The sequence below is a fragment of the Streptomyces sp. AC555_RSS877 genome (assembly GCF_019049245.1).
Lineage (GTDB): Bacteria > Actinomycetota > Actinomycetes > Streptomycetales > Streptomycetaceae > Streptomyces.
Window position 1 is genome coordinate 93,077 of record NZ_JAGMUK010000074.1, and the last position, 15,605, is coordinate 108,681.

At 70.6% G+C, this 15,605-nt stretch carries 13 protein-coding genes and 2 pseudogenes; 3 read left to right on the top strand and 12 right to left on the bottom strand.

Translation table 11 applies throughout. The features are described 5' to 3' along the window. Nucleotides 1-113 precede the first annotated feature (113 nt). The 7 genes from KUM49_RS30525 to KUM49_RS30555 form a co-directional block, all read right to left on the bottom strand. Nucleotides 114-761 (bottom strand): sigma-70 family RNA polymerase sigma factor, encoded by a 648-nt coding sequence (locus tag KUM49_RS30525; RefSeq protein WP_217240197.1) that lies wholly within the window; start codon nt 759-761, stop codon nt 114-116. A 102-nt stretch (nt 762-863) separates the two neighbouring features. Then, nucleotides 864-2,444 (bottom strand): ATP-binding cassette domain-containing protein, encoded by a 1,581-nt coding sequence (locus KUM49_RS30530; RefSeq protein WP_217240198.1) that lies wholly within the window; start codon nt 2,442-2,444, stop codon nt 864-866. Beyond that, nucleotides 2,441-4,153 (bottom strand): ABC transporter ATP-binding protein/permease, encoded by a 1,713-nt coding sequence (locus tag KUM49_RS30535; protein ID WP_217240199.1) that lies wholly within the window; start codon nt 4,151-4,153, stop codon nt 2,441-2,443. Before KUM49_RS30535 ends, KUM49_RS30530 begins: the two co-directional genes overlap by 4 nt. A gap of 10 nt (nt 4,154-4,163) precedes the next feature. Next, nucleotides 4,164-4,409 carry a hypothetical protein gene (locus KUM49_RS30540; RefSeq protein WP_217240200.1) on the bottom strand — a complete coding sequence of 82 codons (246 nt, stop codon included), beginning with the start codon at nt 4,407-4,409 and terminating at the stop codon, nt 4,164-4,166. Next, on the bottom strand, nt 4,406-5,455 hold the full coding sequence (locus tag KUM49_RS30545; RefSeq protein ID WP_217240201.1) for a cytochrome d ubiquinol oxidase subunit II: 1,050 nt from the start codon (nt 5,453-5,455) through the stop codon (nt 4,406-4,408). Before KUM49_RS30545 ends, KUM49_RS30540 begins: the two co-directional genes overlap by 4 nt. Further along, complete coding sequence (locus KUM49_RS30550; RefSeq protein ID WP_217240202.1) at nt 5,455-6,870, bottom strand: cytochrome ubiquinol oxidase subunit I; 1,416 nt, start codon at nt 6,868-6,870, stop codon at nt 5,455-5,457. Before KUM49_RS30550 ends, KUM49_RS30545 begins: the two co-directional genes overlap by 1 nt. Nucleotides 6,871-6,970: 100 nt before the next feature. Further along, a complete protein-coding gene (locus KUM49_RS30555; protein ID WP_217240203.1) occupies nt 6,971-8,449 on the bottom strand; it encodes an MFS transporter in 1,479 nt (492 codons plus the stop codon). Nucleotides 8,450-8,587: 138 nt separating this feature from the next. Between KUM49_RS30555 and KUM49_RS30560 the strand changes: the two genes are divergently transcribed. After that, nucleotides 8,588-8,854, top strand: coding sequence for an RHS repeat-associated core domain-containing protein (locus KUM49_RS30560; protein WP_217240204.1), 267 nt, complete (start codon nt 8,588-8,590; stop codon nt 8,852-8,854). A gap of 191 nt (nt 8,855-9,045) precedes the next feature. Then, nucleotides 9,046-9,576, top strand: coding sequence for a hypothetical protein (locus KUM49_RS30565; protein ID WP_217240205.1), 531 nt, complete (start codon nt 9,046-9,048; stop codon nt 9,574-9,576). Between the two features lie 876 nt (nt 9,577-10,452). Here the strand turns inward: KUM49_RS30565 and KUM49_RS30570 are convergent. From KUM49_RS30570 to KUM49_RS30580, 3 genes and pseudogenes are all read right to left on the bottom strand, one after another. After that, on the bottom strand, nt 10,453-11,460 hold the full coding sequence (locus KUM49_RS30570; protein ID WP_217240206.1) for a transporter: 1,008 nt from the start codon (nt 11,458-11,460) through the stop codon (nt 10,453-10,455). Continuing rightward, on the bottom strand, nt 11,457-12,353 hold the full coding sequence (locus tag KUM49_RS30575) for an ABC transporter ATP-binding protein (protein WP_217240207.1): 897 nt from the start codon (nt 12,351-12,353) through the stop codon (nt 11,457-11,459). Before KUM49_RS30575 ends, KUM49_RS30570 begins: the two co-directional genes overlap by 4 nt. Further along, a pseudogene (locus KUM49_RS30580) lies at nt 12,350-12,738 on the bottom strand (GntR family transcriptional regulator). The gene KUM49_RS30575 and the pseudogene KUM49_RS30580 overlap by 4 nt, the downstream one beginning before the upstream one ends. 691 nt (nt 12,739-13,429) lie before the next feature. Between KUM49_RS30580 and KUM49_RS30585 the strand changes: the two are divergent. Next, nucleotides 13,430-14,047, top strand: coding sequence for a lamin tail domain-containing protein (locus KUM49_RS30585; RefSeq protein WP_217240208.1), 618 nt, complete (start codon nt 13,430-13,432; stop codon nt 14,045-14,047). Between the two features lie 280 nt (nt 14,048-14,327). Here KUM49_RS30585 and KUM49_RS48750 read toward each other — a convergent pair. Both KUM49_RS48750 and KUM49_RS30590 read right to left on the bottom strand, forming a co-directional pair. Further along, nucleotides 14,328-14,426, bottom strand: a pseudogene (locus KUM49_RS48750) (IS5/IS1182 family transposase); the annotation flags it as partial. Then, nucleotides 14,425-15,477 carry a HupE/UreJ family protein gene (locus KUM49_RS30590; protein ID WP_217240209.1) on the bottom strand — a complete coding sequence of 351 codons (1,053 nt, stop codon included), beginning with the start codon at nt 15,475-15,477 and terminating at the stop codon, nt 14,425-14,427. The pseudogene KUM49_RS48750 and the gene KUM49_RS30590, both read right to left, overlap by 2 nt. Nucleotides 15,478-15,605 lie beyond the last annotated feature (128 nt).

Genomic DNA, 15,605 nt, shown 5'->3' on the forward strand with positions numbered 1-15,605 from the left:
GCGAGCGGACACCTCGCACCGCCCGGCCCTCAAAGGCGGGGACGGGGACAGGACAGGGCCTTCCGGCGGAGGTGGCCGTGGTCGGATGGCTCGTGGCTGGGAGAGGGAGCGCTTTACGGCTTGTCATGCGCGGCCTCATCGCTTCTGCTCACTGTCCCGTCCCATCCCGCCGCGACGAGCCCGTGCTCGCGGGCGTAACCCTCCAGCAGTGAGCGCAACCGGACGCGCCCGCGGTGCAGTCGGGACAGCACGGTGCCGACGGGGGTCCGCATGATGTCGGCGATCTCCCGGACGGTGAAGCCCTCCACGTCGAAGAGGTACACGACGACCCGGAAGTCCTCGGAGATGGCCCGCAGGGCCGCTTTGACGTCCGCGTCGGGCAGGTGGTCGAACGCCTCCGCTTCGGCCGAGCGCAGCCCTGTCGACGTGTGCGACGCGGCGCGGGCCAGCTGCCAGTCCGCCAGATCCACCGTGCCGCCGTACTGTGGCCGCCTTCGCTGTGTGCGGCGGGAGTTGAGGAAGGTGGTCGTGAGGATGCGGTACAGCCATGCCTTGAGGTTCGTGTCTTCCTGGAACTGGTGGAACGAGGTGTAGGCCCTGGCGTAGGTCTCCTGGACGAGGTCCTCGGCGTCGGCCGGATGGCCGGTCATGCCCAGGGCGGCCGAGTAGAGACGGTCCATATGAGCCAGGGCCGCGGTGAACCGGGCGGGATCGGACGCCGTGCCCGGTGCGCCCGCGGGGCGGGGTGAGGTCTGGGTCATGGTGCCTCCTGAAGATGGGGCGACGGTCTGTCTGCGGCGGCCGTCGGTCAGGGCAGCTCTCAGCCGCAGGTCCTCGCCGGCGGCCGTCTTCGGGCGGAGGAGCTACGGTTCGATGTGGTCGAGCGGCAGCCGTGTCAGGTGCGGGGCCGGCCTGAGCCACGTCGGCAGCTCGTGCAGGGCGATGACGACGGTGGTGTCCGGCAGGTTCCGGAGGATGCCGAGTACGTGCCGGGCGGTGCGGTCGTCCAGGCCGGTGGTCGGTTCGTCGACGATCAGTACGTGCGGGTGCCGGGCCAGGGCCCGGCCGAGGTAGACCCGGCGGAGCTCACCGCCGGAGAGCTGTCTGCCCACCGGGCCGACGGCGGTCCGGGCGGTCAACCCGCTCTCGTGCAGGCGCAGTTCGGCCAGGCGTTGATCGACGTCGTCCTCGGTCAGGGCGGGGCCCGCCAGGCGCCAGTTGGAACCGAGGGTGCCGGTGAAGAGGTAGTCGTCGGCGGCCACGGCCACCACGGCGGGCCGGCCGTCGCGACCGTCGGTCGATGTCCGCAGTGACGAGGCGAGGGCTTGGAGCAGGGTGCTCTTGCCGCTGCCCGAGCGGCCGGTGACGACGAGCATCGCGCCCCGGGCGACGGTGGCACCGACGACGCGCCCCGGCCGGAGGGCCGTCGGCGGGAGGCGGTGGCCGGTGAAGGCCACGCCCTGCTCGGTGGACCAGGACCGTATGTCCGTGAGGGCGGTGTCACGTGCGGTGGGCGGCATGCTCGTCGTCAGCCTGAACCGTGCGGCCTTCGCGGTGGCCCGGGCCCCGGCGGCGTTCGCCAGTTGCTCCGCCTGGGCGAGCACGCCGAGGGACAGCAGCGCGACGAACACGAAGGCGGGGGCGTCCGGCGCGCTCCCGGTGGCGACCGTGGCGGTCAGCGTGGCCACACCTACCAGGCCGGTGGTCAGCGTGGTCCGGTGCCTGCGCCGGCCGATTGCCGCCCGCGCGCTGTCGAGCCGGGTGAACCTGCTCGTCGTACGCGCCGCGAGCTGCTCGGCGGCGCCGAGCGATGCCATCTCCGTCCATGCGTCGACGGCGGTGACGAGTTCGGCGCGCAGGGCCTTGCGGGTGTGCTGCTCGGTCTCGCGGGCGGTGCCGGGCGCACGGTGGGAGATCAAAGCCATGACGACGACGCCGGCCGCGAGTACGGCTGCCGAACCGAAGGACGTGGACACGGCCACGGCGAGCACCGCGCCGACGGTCAGCGCCGCGGTGACCACGACGGGGGTGGTGCACTCGATCAGCGCCATCCCGGCGCTGTCGGCATCGGCCATGCTGCGGTCGAGCAGTTCACCCGACCACAGTCCGTCCGTCTGTGCCCGTTCGGCCGCCGCTGCACGGTCGAAGAGGCCGGCCCGGGCGCTGGCGACCCTGCGCAGGGCGGCCGCGTGCAACACCAGACGCTTGCCGTAGTTGCCGGCGACGCGGGCCAGGGCGAAGGCACGCACTCCGCCGCTGGGGGCCACGTAGGAGAAGGAACCGAAGGTGGCCGCCCCGGCGACGGCGCAGGCGCTGATGAACCAGGCCGACAGACCGAGCAGTCCGGCGGAGGACAGTTCGGCGACGACCGCGAGCACCAGCCCGCCCGCCGCGAGAAAATCCGCCCGTCGGCCGGGGGCGCGGCGGCCCGGACCGCCGCTCATCGCGCGGTCACCGCCCTCAGGCCGCGCAGACGACCGCCGTCGATCGCGAGCACGGTGTCGGACGCGGAGGCCAGGGTGAAGGAGTGGGTGGCGATGACGACCGTGCAGCCGTCGGTGGCGCGCCGGAGGGCCTCGACGACCGCGCGTTCGCTGTCCGCGTCGAGATGGGCGGTCGGCTCGTCGAGCAGCCAGAGCCGGGCTCCGCTCAGGAAGGCGCGGGCGATGGCGATCCGGCGGGCCTCGCCGGTCGACACTCCCCAACCGCCCTCTCCCAGGCGGGTGTTCAGTCCGGCAGGGAGTCCGTCGATCACGGTGCTCAGGCCGGCGGCGTCGACGGCCCGCCGGATCTGCCGCTCGGTCGCGTCCGGGCGGCCGAGGCGGATGTTGTCGCGGACGGTCGCGTCGAGCAGCACGGTCTGCTGTCCGACCCAGGCGGATCCGCCGAGGACCGGCGCCTGCCCTGCTGACGAGGTCCGCCACTGGACCGCTCCTGCCGACGGCCGGCGCAGACCGGCGATCAACGACAGCAGTGTGCTCTTCCCGGAACCGGAGGCCCCGGTGATCGCGGTCCAGCTGCCCGGCGGGAACTCGGCGTCGGCGTCGACGGTGTCGTGGTCGGCGCCTCGGTGGCGGAACCGGACCGCGTCCAGCGACACACCGACCGGCTCGGTCAGCTGCGGACGCGCCGCCGGGGGCACCGGGGCCGGGGTGTCCTCGACGATGTCGCGGAGGACGCCGGCCGCGACGCCGGCGCGTTCTCGCTGATGGAAGGCGGCGGCCCGGGCACGCATGGGCGCGAAGTACATCGGACACGCGAGGAGCACCAGCAGCCCGGTGAACAGGTCGAGCCGTGGCGCGTGCGGCACATGGACGTAGCCGAGCAGTGACAGGCCGATGTAGGTGGCGTTCACCGCGATGGAGAACGTGATCACCACATCCATGATCATCCCGGACAGGAAGGCGCGCCGCAGGACGCTCATCGTCGTCTTGGTCAGCCGTTCGGCGGCCGTGGTCAGCGTGCGGCCGCGCCGGCCGGCGGCGCCGAGCTCGCGCAGTGTCCGCATGCCGCGGAAGCTGTCGAGGACGACGGCGTTCAGGTTGCGGGTCGCGGCCGACTGCCGATCCGCGCCCTGCTGGGCGAAGAGTCCCGCCAGGCGCATGTTGAGGGGCAGCAGGGCGGTGGTCAGGAGGAGCACGATCGCGGCAGGCCAGTGCGCCGCGGCCGTGGCCACCAGCACGGCGGCCATGGACAGCGGTGCCGAGCGGCTCAGTGGAGCGGCCTGCGCATGGTAGTCGGCGACGTCGTCGGCCAGGTCGACCATCGCCCACGCGGCCTCGGCCGGACCGGTCTCGCTGATCCGGCCGGTGGCCGGGAGCAGAGCGCCCGTCAGCCGCTGTCGCAGGCCGGTCGCCACGGCACGCGCGCCCCGTTCGGCGAGCGTGCCGGCCGTCCAGCCGGCGCCCACCACCAGCGCGCTCGTGACGGCGAAGGCCACCAGGCCCCGTGTCTCGTGTGCGGTGGGCCGGTCCATCACCGCCTGGGCCGTCCATGCCAGGGCGCCCCAGCGGGTGATCGTGAACAGCGTCTCCAGTGTCCGGAAGGTGCCCGACAGGACGAACCAGCGACGCCCCGGCGCGGCGCATGCGGTGAGCCACGTGTCGTCGTCCTGCCGCTGTCCCGCGGCGCCCGGCTCACCCCTGTCGTTCATCTCGTCCCTCTCATTCGTCGTCATGAGGGCGCCGTTCGTCGACGATCCACGCGATGCCCCCGGTCGCGGCGATGGCGATCATGCCCAGGGTGGTCAGCAGCTGCGAGTGGATCTGCCGGTAGCCGCCGAACATCCCCTGGCTGACGCAGTAGGCGAGCAGGCCCAGCGCGGTCCAGGAGACCGCGGCGACAAGCCGCAGCACGACACGCATCGGCAGCGGCAGCGACGCCGCGCGGCCGGAGTTTCGGGTGGTCATGAGCGTGCTCCTGTGACAAGGGGGCCCGGGGCTGCTGCCGGGGGTTCCCGGCCCGGGACTTCGGTGGGGAACTTGCCGGCGAAGGCGCGGTGCGCGAACACGTTGTAGGCCAGCACCAGCGGCATGTTCAGGCCGATGCCGACGAGGATGAAGACCATCGTGGAGTGCGGGCCGGCCGCGGCGTCGACGGTGAGACCCGGCGGCAGGAGCACCGGGTAGCGGGCCACGCCGAGCGCGAGGAACACGGACACCGTCGCGACCACGAGTCCGCCGAGCGGCAGTGTGTCCGCCGCTCCGGACCGACGCTTCCAGCGGAAGGTGACGAGGGCGGTGGCCGCACCGCCGGAGGCGAACAGCAGCAGGACGACGAACGCCGTGGCGCGTCCCGGGCTGTGGAGGTTCAGCGGTGCCGCGGTGGTGTCGACGGTGACGAGGACGAGGATCAGCAGCACTCCGGCGACCGCCGTGGCGACAGCGCCCCGGCGTCCCGCCGACTCTCGCAGCCGCCCGGACGACTTGTGCTTGGTGTACGCGTATCCGAGCGCGGTGTACGCGACGGTGACCGTGAGCCCGCACAGCACGCAGAACCAGCTGAAGGCTCCGAAGGCGGACCCGGTGTACACGTCACCCCGCATGCGCACGGCCGAGGTCAGCGTTCCCAGGACGAAGCCCTGGGCGAAGGCGGCCAGCAGCGACGCCACGCCGAACGCGGTCGTCCAGCGGGGAGCCGGCGGCGCCTGGGACGCCATCTCGACACTCACGCCGCGCACGATGAGGGAGAACAGCACGACGGTCATCGGCAGGTAGGCGTGCGGCAGGATCGTGCCGAAGGCGGGCGGGAAGCCCGCCCAGAGCGCGACGCCGAGCAGGATGAGCCAGGTCTCGTTGCCGTCCCAGCCCACCGCGACCGACTCCAGCAGGTGCCGCCGGTGCGCGGGATCGCGTTCGAAGAGGGTGGCCACTCCGATGCCGAGGTCGTAGCCGTCGAGGACGACGTACATGAGGAGACAGACGAGTACGGTCACCGACCAGAGGGTGGTGGTCATCACGCCGTCACCTCCCGGGAGGCGAGGGGCACGGCAGGCTCCAGAGGTACGCGGTTCTCGGCGAGGCCGCTGTCCGGCAGGTCCTCGGGTGGAGGTGCGTGTCGGGGGTCGTCGCGTTCCGGGCCGGTGCGCATGGTGCGGACGATGTAGACGACGTAGGCCACCAGCATGACCAGGTAGAGCGCGGAGAAGCCGATCACGGAGAACAGGACTTCGCCGGGGGCCAGCCGGGACGCCGCGGCCGAAGTGCGCAGCTGCCCGAACACGATCCACGGTTGCCGTCCCGCCTCGGCGGTGACCCAGCCCCCGAGGATGGCCAGGATGCCCACCGGTGTCGTCCACAGGACGAACCTGTGGAAGCGGCGCGCGGTCCACAGGCGGTCGCGCAGGCGCAGGACGGTGGCGGCGAACACGGTGCCGAACATCAGCACGGCCGCAAGGAACATGACGCGGAAGCCCCAGAAGGTCGCGGCCATGCCCGGCCGGTCGGCCGCCGGGGTGAGCTTCAGGCCGGGCATGGCCGTCTTGCAGGTGAGGTCCTTGGCGATGTAGCTGCCGAGGCAGGGGATGTCGAGTTCGGCGATGTTCCGCGCGGCTTGCTGGTCCGGGACGGCGAACAGGACGAAGCCGGTGTCACCGTTGTCCCAGTTGCCTTCGATCGCCTCCAGCTTCGAGAGCTGGTACGGCAGTTCGTGTCCGGCCACGTTGTCGCCGAGGTAGAGCTGGACCGGCATCAGCAGCGCGGCGATCCCGAGCGCGATCGACATCGAGCGGCGGGCGAAGCCCTTGGCGCGCCCCTTGACCAGGTACCAGGCGGAGATCCCGGCGACGAAGAAGCTCGCCGAGATCAGGACGGCGGCCAGCATGTGAGGCCAGCGCCAGATGAACGACGGGTTGAAGATGACGTGCATCCAGTCCGTGGGCTCGAACTGCCCGTGGACGACCTTGAATCCGGCGGGTGTCTGCATCCAGGAGTTCGCCGCGATGATCCACGTGGACGACAGGACGGTCCCCACCGCCACCATCACGGTGGAGACGAACATCGTGCCCTTGCGGACGCGGCCGTCCCCGTAGAGCAGGACCCCGATGAAGCCGGCCTCGACGAAGAAGGCCGTCACGACCTCCATGCCGATGATCGGTCCGATGATCGGGCCCGTCCTGGCGCCGTAGACACCCCAGTTGAGCCCCATCTGGAAGGTGATGACCGCTCCGGCAACCACGCCGATGGCGAAGCCGACGGCGAAGATGCGCCGCCAGAAACGGAACATCTGCAGGTAGACCGTCCTGCCGGTACGCCAGTACATGCCGTAGACGACCGCCAGGAAGATCGAGAGTCCGACGGTGATCGCCGGGAAGGTCATGTGGAACATGACGGTGATGGCGAACTGCCATCGGGATAGGTCCAGGAGACTCATCAGTGCTCCCTTTCGCGCGGTCCTCGGGGCGGCCGCGGTCTCGCTCATGCGCGGTGGTGGCCATGAGTGCTTCCGCGTCCACATGCGCGGGGCGGCGGGTTCAGGCGTCGACGACCGGCGTGGCGGCCGACGCGGCCGGGTTGAAGCGCGGCAGGGCGAGAGCGCCGACCGCGAGCAGGGCGACGATGCCCATCTGCACGTACTCGACTCCGGCGAACGCGTGGGAGACGTCGTGCGGCGCGAGGGCCAGATAGAGCGTGCCGAGGGTGGCCACGCCGAGGGCGAGTCCGCTCTGCTGCAAGGTGATCAGCACGCCGCTGCCGATACCGGCCAGGTGGGTGGGAACGTCGGCGAGCACGCTGCGGAACAGGCCGGCGAACAGCATCGACTGTCCGGCACCGACCAGGGCGAGCGGTACGGCCATCGACCACAGGCTGACGTGCGGCCAGCCTTTGAGCACGATCGTCACCAGTGCGGCCAGGCCCACGAGTTGGACGACGGCGCCGACGGACAGCGCCCCGCGGCCGAACCGGGTGATCAGGCGGGGCGCGATGAGCGAACCGGCGAAGAAGAACAGGGCCATCGGCAGGATGGCCAGGCCGCTGTGGAGCGCGTCGGCGTGCAGGCCGTCCTGGACGGTGAGGGCGAAGACGAACATGAAGGCGCCGAAGCCGATGCTGAAGGCGAACACCATGGCCAGGCCGCGTGACATCGAGGGCAGGCGCAGCAGGGACGGCGGCAGCAGCGGTACGTCGCCGCGCCGTTCGGTGCGCTTCTCCACGACGTAGGTGCAGGCGCCCAGGACGATCGCGAGGGCGAGCAGCACCCAGGTCCACCAGGGCCAGCCCAGCGAGTGCCCCTCGGTGAGCGGCACCAGCAGCGCGGTCAGGGTGGCGGCGAACAGGACGGTGCCGGGCAGGTCGATGCCGACGGGGTGCTGCGAGCGCGTGTCGGGCACCATCCTGGCGGCCAGCAGGAGCACCACCGCGCCGATGGGCACGTTCACCAGGAAGATCGGGCGCCAGGAGGTGCCGGCGATGTCGGCGCTGACCAGCAGGCCGCCCACCAGCTGTCCGACGACGGCCGCGATGCCGGAGGTCGCCCCGTACAGGGCCACCGCGCGAGCCTTGCGCTCACCTTCGAGGACGTGGTGGAAGGTCGCCAGCACCTGGGGGATGAGCAGGGCGGCGGTGGCGCCCTGGACGATGCGGGCTCCGATGAGCGCGCCCACGTTCGGGGCGACTCCGCAGGCCAGGGAGGCGAGCACAAAGCCGACGAGCGCCCCGAGGAAGATCCGGCGGCGGCCGTAGCGGTCGCCCAGCCGGCCGCCGAGGACCAGCAGGGTCGCGTACGCGACGCCGTATCCCGCGATCACCAACTCCAGGGAGGACGCGGAGGCGTGCAGCGAGGCGTCGATGCTGGGCAGGGCCACGTTGGTGATGAAGAAGTCCATGATCGGCAGGAACGCGCCGGCCAGCAGGATGAGCACGCCCATCGGATGCAGGCCGCCTGCGCGGGCCGTGGCATGGGGCGAGAGCGCGCTCGCTCCGGTTTGCCGGGAGGAGGTGGTGGTCGTCATGACAGCTCCCAGGAAGGGGATGTTATGGCTTCATAACTATGAGGCCATAAGAAGTATGCGCTCATAACTACTTGCTGGCAAATCCGTGCGCGGGAGCGGACAGGGGCTACACCGACGAGCGGCGAGAAGCAGCGCTCGATGGAGACGCTCACCGGCCTCATGCTGATGGACGTACGCCTCTACGACCCGGCCAGGGGCCGCTTCCTGCGGCCCGACCCCGTGCCGGGCGGGTCTGCCAACGCCTACGACTACGCCAACGCGGACCCCTGCGACGCCACGGACACCGATGACAGAAGCCCGAAGTGCGGCAAGCGCCGGGTCAAGAGCGGCTACGACATGTGCATCGTCGTCAGTCGACGAGGCGGAGGTATCGCCAAGAACGGCTACCGGTACATGGGCTGCTAAGCGCGGAAGGATGCGCAAGCTGCAGGCCAAGGGAAGCTGGAAGAATCCGGGCAAGCTCGGTTGGGCCGTCCAACACGGTGAAGTCCCAGGCACGAGGAATCAGGCAGACCATGCGATCGTCAATGGCCGATATCGCCACAACCGCCCTCCGACGGGGGCGCCCCTCCTCAGCCGAGCCGAGGGGGGACCAGGTGCTCAGCAGCGCCGACGACCCTGCTGTCGCCGACGTCTGGACCAGCAGCGATGTCGGATTCGTCCTCCTGGTGCATCGCAGGGACGACGGCCTCTTGGGCGAGGAACTGTACTACTCCGTACGACGCGAGAGCGGTGACTGGGACAGCCCGGACCATCTCAGCGGGGGGATCCTCGGCACGGACGTGGCCAATCCTTCGGCGGTCGAGAACGCGCTTGCGGGCGCACCGATGGCAGTTGCTGCCGAGTCCGAATCCCTGATCCTCACAGGGCGCGGTCCGAGCGGCGACGAAGGTGAGCTTGTCCATGTGTGGGAGCTCCTGGTGAGCAGCCAGGTGGACGTCCTCGACATCGAACTCCTCTCCGCGAACTCGGGGCAGACTCCGACCTCGCGCAGACGCCAGGTGACAGGTCCTTTCATGCTGCTTGTCTTGCAGCCCGGTGAACACGTGCGCGTTTCCGCGATGCGAGGACAGAACACATCACTCACTCCCCTCGGTGACGCACTCGACTTCCACCATCCCGGGTAGGAGGGTCCGCGACATCCGGAAGCTCCGATAGATCGCCAAGTGCGGGCCATCTCCCACCTGCCAACTGTCCAGGTGAATACGGTCAGCCCGGAGCGGTGGCCCGTCAGGTCGCGGACAAGTGGTGCCTGTGGTGCCTCTTCACGCTGCCTGCGGCCCGGACTCCTTCCTTGCGCGGGCCGGTCCTGTCACCGATCCGGCCGTACGGCCGGACAATCCCGAGGACGCGATGACCGCTGCGCCCCTCCCGCTCGACCTCGCCGACCGGATCGGACGGCGCTGCGACGCGGGCCCCGCAGCCAGCCAGCCATGCTCCCAGCCCCGAGCCGCCGTCTGGTGGTTGTTGCTGATCAGACCCCGATCGACCCGTCCCGGCCGGTTGCAACTCCGCTTCTCCCAGCACTGATGTGCCTGGAGAAGCGTCCCGGGCCCGCACACACGCCGCGACGAAGGCCAGCGCGGAGCTTCGGGGTGAAGTCCTCCTGGCGTTCGCCCAACTGCGCCTGGCCGCACCCGCCAGCTCAGGACGCTGCTGCTGCCCCGCCAGCAGGTCACCGAGCACGTCCGTCGCGAGCCGCGGAACGTGCGCGGTGAATCCCGGCCCTGGTCGGCCGGACCAACCGCGCCCAGCAGAGCTACTGGTACTGCACCCCGGCGATCCCGCCGAGGCCGCCGCCTCGGGCGAACTCGCGCCAACGGCCGGACCACCGGGAAGCGCGTTGCCGCCAGCAAGACGACCTGCGGGAGCACGGCCTCGCCCTGGTCGAACTTTGATGACACGCGACGCTGTGAAACACCGCGAGGGGCAGCCGGATGGTCCCGGCTGCCCCTCGCACTTGATTCTGCGGTCCGGCGTCACGCTCCGGACCTGCTGTCTGGTCAGGTCAGTCGGCGGCGGATCCACCAGATGCAGAACCCGGTCAGGGCCAGGGCGAGGCCGAGGTAGAGCCCGGTCTCGGCCCATTGCAGGGCCCAGAAGTTGCCGGGGGGCTGGTACGTCACCTGCTGCTTGTAACCCTGGGCGCCGAGGTCGGGGAGGCAGCCGTCGAATTGCTGCGCGGTGGGCGGGCCCGACTCGGTGCGCAGGCAGTCGGCGAAGGACGACGGCACGGGGACCGGCTGACCAGCGGCGTCCAGCGTCTGTTGGGAGGTTTCCCAGGCGCCGGGCACTTCTGGATGCGCAACGATCTCCTTGGCCCCCTCCTGGATGCTGATGGGGGCGCCGCCGGGCTCGATCGGCACGGTGATCCGGTCCGTGGCAGCCAGATAAGGCCGGAGCCACAACGGCACGGAGATTTGGACGGTGACGTAGACGACGAGCGTGGTGGCCATCGCGGGCAGGGTGCGGCGGATGACCAGGCCGAGGGCGACGCCCAGGACGAAGGCGAAGGCGGCATGGGCCATGGGGACGACACCCCGTGCGGCGAAGGCCACGGGGTCGAGCCGCGGGAAGTACGTGTCCGTCGCGCCACCTCCGTTGACAGCCCGGTCGATGGGGCTGCTCCACCAGCTCACGGCCAACGCGGCCAGTCCGGCAGCGGTCATGGCGGCCGTCGCACCAAGGCCCAGCTTGGTCGCCAGCCAGCGGGTGCGGGTGACGCCCTGGTTCCACGCGAGGTAGTGGGTGCCTGTCTCCAGTTCACGGGAGATCAGCGGCGCGCCCCAGAACATTCCGATGACCGCCGGCACGGCGAGCACGACCAGCAGTCCGGTGTAGTAGAGGGTCTGGTCCGAACTGGAGAGCCGGTCCACCAGGCTGCTGCCGGCAGCTCGGTAGAGGTCGGCCAGTTGCGGGCCGGTGACTGCGAGGGTGACGGCAAGGGCAGCTACCGCGGCAGACATCAGGGCGGCCTGGGTACGGAACTGACGCCAGGTCAGCCAGATCATCGGAGTACCTCCAGTGCGGGCCGGGTGTCACGTACCGCATCGGCGGGCCGGGTCATGTAGGCCAGGACGATGTCTTCCAGACCGAGCGGGCTGACGGTCCAGGACGGATCGTGGACCGCGGTGTCGGTTCGCACCAGGAGGGTGGTCTGCCGTTCGGTGTGGCTGGCGGTGATGACGTGCTGTCCGGCCGGGAGCGTGGCTGGGTCCCGCCGCGGGCCGGTGAGCCGGTGGTGGCAGGCGACCAGGTCGTCGATGTCGCCGGCCACCTGTACCCGGGAGTCGACCAGGACGATGACGTAGTCGCAGGCCCGCTCCACGTCGGAGACCAGGTGGGAGGAGAGCATGACGCTCAGCTCGTGTTCGGCGACGGCCTCCATCAGGTCCTGCATGAACTCCCGTCGGGCGAGGGGGTCGAGGGCGGCGACCGGCTCGTCGAGGATGAGCAGTTCGGGGCGTTTGGCGATGCCCAGGGTGGGGGCGAGCTGCGCGCGCTGGCCGCCGGACAGCCTCCCGGCCTTCTGGTTGAGGTCCAGGTCGAGCCGACGGATCCGGTCACGGGCCAGGATGTCGTCCCAGCCGGGGTTGAGGCGGGCACCCAGCCGCAGGTGGTCGGCGATGCTCAAGGCGGCATAGGTCGGGGTGTCCTGGGCGACGAAGCCGACCTTGGCCAACTGGTCCGGGCCGGTGGCGGGAGGGCCGCCGCACACTTCGATGGTGCCCGCGGTCGGCGTCAGCATGCCGGAGGCCAGGTTCAACAGCGTGGATTTACCCGCCCCGTTGGGCCCGACCAGCCCGACGACCCGCCCGGCGGGCACGGCCAGGTCGCAGTTCTGCAGCGCCCAGCGCTGCTTGTATCTCTTGCCCAGGGCCTGGGCCCGTAAGACGGCACTCACGCTACGTCCTCTCCAGCGGTGGTCCGGCAGGTGTTCATGAACAGGGCCTCGATGGACTCCTCGTCGAGCCCGGCCAGGCGGGCCTTGGCCAGCCAGCGCCGCAGGTCCTTCTGGAGCGGGCCGTGCGCGGCGAGCGAGGCGTCGGCCAGCGTCCGGGTCACGAACGTCCCGACCCCGGCCGGGCGGCCACCAGTCCCTCGTGCTCCAACTCCCGGTACGCCTTGAGCACGGTGTTCGGATTGACGGCCACCTGCCTGGCCACCTCCTTGACCGTGGGGAGCCGGTCCCCCTCCTTCAGCAGGCCCAACCGCAGCGCGTGGCGCACCTGCTGGACCAGTTGCTGGTACGGAGACAGACCAGACCGGCCGTACCGAGGCGGGCGCAGGCCGCTTGTGCGTTCGGAGTCCACGGCGCGCCTTGTGGGGCAGGGCGGCTCGAGCGACCGGTCAGGCGTCGGGTCATGAGGGTGGTGGCGGCCCATGCGATCAGCGGTTCGCTCACTCGGGGAGGCGGTTCGTTGTCGCGGCAGTGCGGGCGGGCACGCGTGATCCACTGGACGCCGCCCTTGCCCTGCTCACCGCCGTGGGAACGGGCCGACCGGGACCCGACGCCTGGGCCGCCCCGCATGCCCGGCACCACCGCCCTGACCCTGCCGCCACGGCCACGGCCACGGCCACGGCCACGGCCACGTGCACCCGCGCTTGCCTCCTACGCGACCCTGCCGAGTCTTCTGCAACACGCGTACCAGGCGGTCGTTTCGAGCGTTCTGCGAGATATGTGGCTGTTACTCACTTTTGGGTGATGGAGCGGTGTTCTGGCGGGTGACGGGTGTGGCGGGCGGGAGTCCGCTTGCCGTAACCCGCACGTCTTCCCGCGCCGACGGGCCGTCAGTCTGCCGTGTTCATCAGGTAGATGGATATGGCAATCGAGAGTCACAGCAATATGGGCAATATGTAACACGACGCGCAAATCGTCTGCCCATCCTGCGCCAGAGACCAGGGTGTGGGTGTGCGGCCGACCGGCCGCCACCCGTACTCGCACTGTCCTCGTGCGCGGCTCCTGCCTGAGGCTGCCGAATGAGGTTGTGCCCGCACCAGCAAGGGGCCCTTGTGTCTGTTTCGACTGTTTCTGCCCGTCGTCTGGCTGCCGCCGCGCTTGCGGCCGCTGCCGTGATCGGGGCGGTGGCGCTGCCGGCGTCCGCTGCCGACCACCCGCGTCCCGAGCGCACCCGGGTGGAGATCAGCAGCGTGCAGTACGACCCTCCGGGCCGCGACGACCGCTCCAACCGTTCCCTGAACAAGGAGTGGGTGGAGCTCACCAACACCACCCGCCACAGCGTGAACCTGGACGGGTGGACACTCACGGACGAGCACGGACGCACCTACACCTTCGACCACTACCGCCTGGACGGCCGCTCCAGTGTCCGCATCCACACCGGTGAAGGCCGCGACACCCGTACGGACCTCTTCCAGGACCGCCGCAACTACGTGTGGGACAACCACTCCGGCACCGCCACCCTGCGCAACGACCGCGGCCGCTTCATCGACGACCAGTCCTGGGGCAGCGACCGCTACCACCGCGGTGACCGTAGCGACCACCGCCGCCATGATGGTGACCGTAGCGACCACCGCCGCCATGATGGTGACCGTAGCGACCACGGCCGTCACCACCATGGCGGCCGCTTCCATAACTGACCCTCACCCGCGTGTGCCCGTGACGATTCAACGCGGCACCGGCACGCCCGTGTAAGACGGTGTCGCGTCGGCCTTCTACGGCCGGCGCGACACCGGCGTGCGCGTCACGCGGCCTACTCGATCGGTGACCTGGCGCGACCCTTGGCCCAGGCCGGTCACCACGCGGCAACAGTGGAGCGGCGACCGCCACGTCGCAGTCGGCCCGTTGCCCCGGGGTGATGAGCAAGGACCGCGGGTTGCAGGTCAGTTCTCCTAATTACCCCGGCCGTGCGGACGGCGCCGCCCTGGGCGCCCCAGCGGCGTGCTGGTGGGCACGGACAGAGGTGAAGTCGACGTGGATGTCCCCATCGATGACACCCTCGGCGTCGGCCTGGGCTTTACCCGACTTGGCGCATGCGGGGGTCGGCTCGCCATGCGCCAGTGAATTCGCGCAGGGCTTCGAGGTCGAACTCGGTGCAGGTCAGTGTGAGGTAGGCGTGGACGGCCTTGAGGACCGGCTTCTGGTCCGGAGCCGGACCACCGACCACGCGACCCGATTTCGGGTCGGTGACGTGGTCGCGCAGAGCGTCCATATCGGCGGCGGGAAGCTGGGGCCGGTACTGGACGATGACGTACCCGTCGCCGATGACATTGCCGAACCCGGACTCCGGAGCGGGCTCGCCGGGTTCGGTGAAGTCCTTCGGGTGTCCGGAGTCGCCCGTGAACGATTCGGTGCGGTCGCGGACCTGGCAGCTGCCCTGAGCCTGCGCCGTTCCGGATGTGTCGCCGAGGACGACCAGCGTTGCGGCGGCCGCCACGCCGCATGCCACCAGAGCGGCCTGCGCGACGCGGATCCCGCGCCCTTCAGGACGCAGTTGCGGCGGGAGCCTGCGGGCCCCGGCGGCGAGGGCGACGAACACGGCGATGGCGGCCATCTGCCCGATCTCCACGCCGACGTTGAACGCCAGCACCCGTGCGACCTTCCCGTCGTCGGGCAGGTCGAGGTCCTGCAGGCGGGTGGCCAGACCCAGGCCGTGGACCAGGCCGAAGCAGGCGACGGCAGGAGCGAACCAGCGGCGCTCGCCCGCACCGAGCAGCCCGACGACGCCGGCGAAGACAAGACTCAGCGCGACGATGACATCCACGGCCACCGGGTTCACACGCCAGCCCGCGAGGGTGGCGATCAACAACGTGGTGCTGTGGCCCAGGGCGAAGAGGCTGATCAGCGCAGCAGCACGGCGGGCGGAGCCCGCCAGGAGGAGGACGGCGGCGACGAAGAGCAGGTGGTCCCAGCCCAGGAGCATGTGCTCGGTGCCGAGCCAGAGGAACTCCGGTGCGCTCTTGTCGGCCGCGGGGCCGATGCCGTGCGCGGACGCCGACGTCGCACCCGCGGCCACAAGCAACGCGGTCAGGGATATGAGCGCGGAACCATGGCGCCGTGGGGCGAGCATGAGTAGCCCTTTCGAACAGGACGGGACGCGGCCGCAGCACCCGCCGCAGCCTGCTTCGCGTGCAGCTACGGCGAACGGACACGTAGCGCTGAGAAACTACCTGGGACTGCGGTCCCGCTGCTGAAGAC

What these genes read in the sequence shown, in the direction of transcription:
- KUM49_RS30525 (WP_217240197.1), bottom strand. Translation starts at nt 761, where the DNA reads ATGACCCAGACCTCACCCCGCCCCGCGGGCGCACCGGGCACGGCGTCC.
- KUM49_RS30530 (WP_217240198.1), bottom strand. Translation starts at nt 2,444, where the DNA reads ATGAGCGGCGGTCCGGGCCGCCGCGCCCCCGGCCGACGGGCGGATTTT.
- KUM49_RS30535 (WP_217240199.1), bottom strand. Translation starts at nt 4,153, where the DNA reads ATGAACGACAGGGGTGAGCCGGGCGCCGCGGGACAGCGGCAGGACGAC.
- KUM49_RS30540 (WP_217240200.1), bottom strand. Translation starts at nt 4,409, where the DNA reads ATGACCACCCGAAACTCCGGCCGCGCGGCGTCGCTGCCGCTGCCGATG.
- KUM49_RS30545 (WP_217240201.1), bottom strand. Translation starts at nt 5,455, where the DNA reads ATGACCACCACCCTCTGGTCGGTGACCGTACTCGTCTGTCTCCTCATG.
- KUM49_RS30550 (WP_217240202.1), bottom strand. Translation starts at nt 6,870, where the DNA reads ATGAGTCTCCTGGACCTATCCCGATGGCAGTTCGCCATCACCGTCATG.
- KUM49_RS30555 (WP_217240203.1), bottom strand. Translation starts at nt 8,449, where the DNA reads ATGACGACCACCACCTCCTCCCGGCAAACCGGAGCGAGCGCGCTCTCG.
- KUM49_RS30560 (WP_217240204.1), top strand. Translation starts at nt 8,588, where the DNA reads ATGGAGACGCTCACCGGCCTCATGCTGATGGACGTACGCCTCTACGAC.
- KUM49_RS30570 (WP_217240206.1), bottom strand. Translation starts at nt 11,460, where the DNA reads ATGATCTGGCTGACCTGGCGTCAGTTCCGTACCCAGGCCGCCCTGATG.
- KUM49_RS30585 (WP_217240208.1), top strand. Translation starts at nt 13,430, where the DNA reads ATGAGGTTGTGCCCGCACCAGCAAGGGGCCCTTGTGTCTGTTTCGACT.
- KUM49_RS30590 (WP_217240209.1), bottom strand. Translation starts at nt 15,477, where the DNA reads ATGCTCGCCCCACGGCGCCATGGTTCCGCGCTCATATCCCTGACCGCG.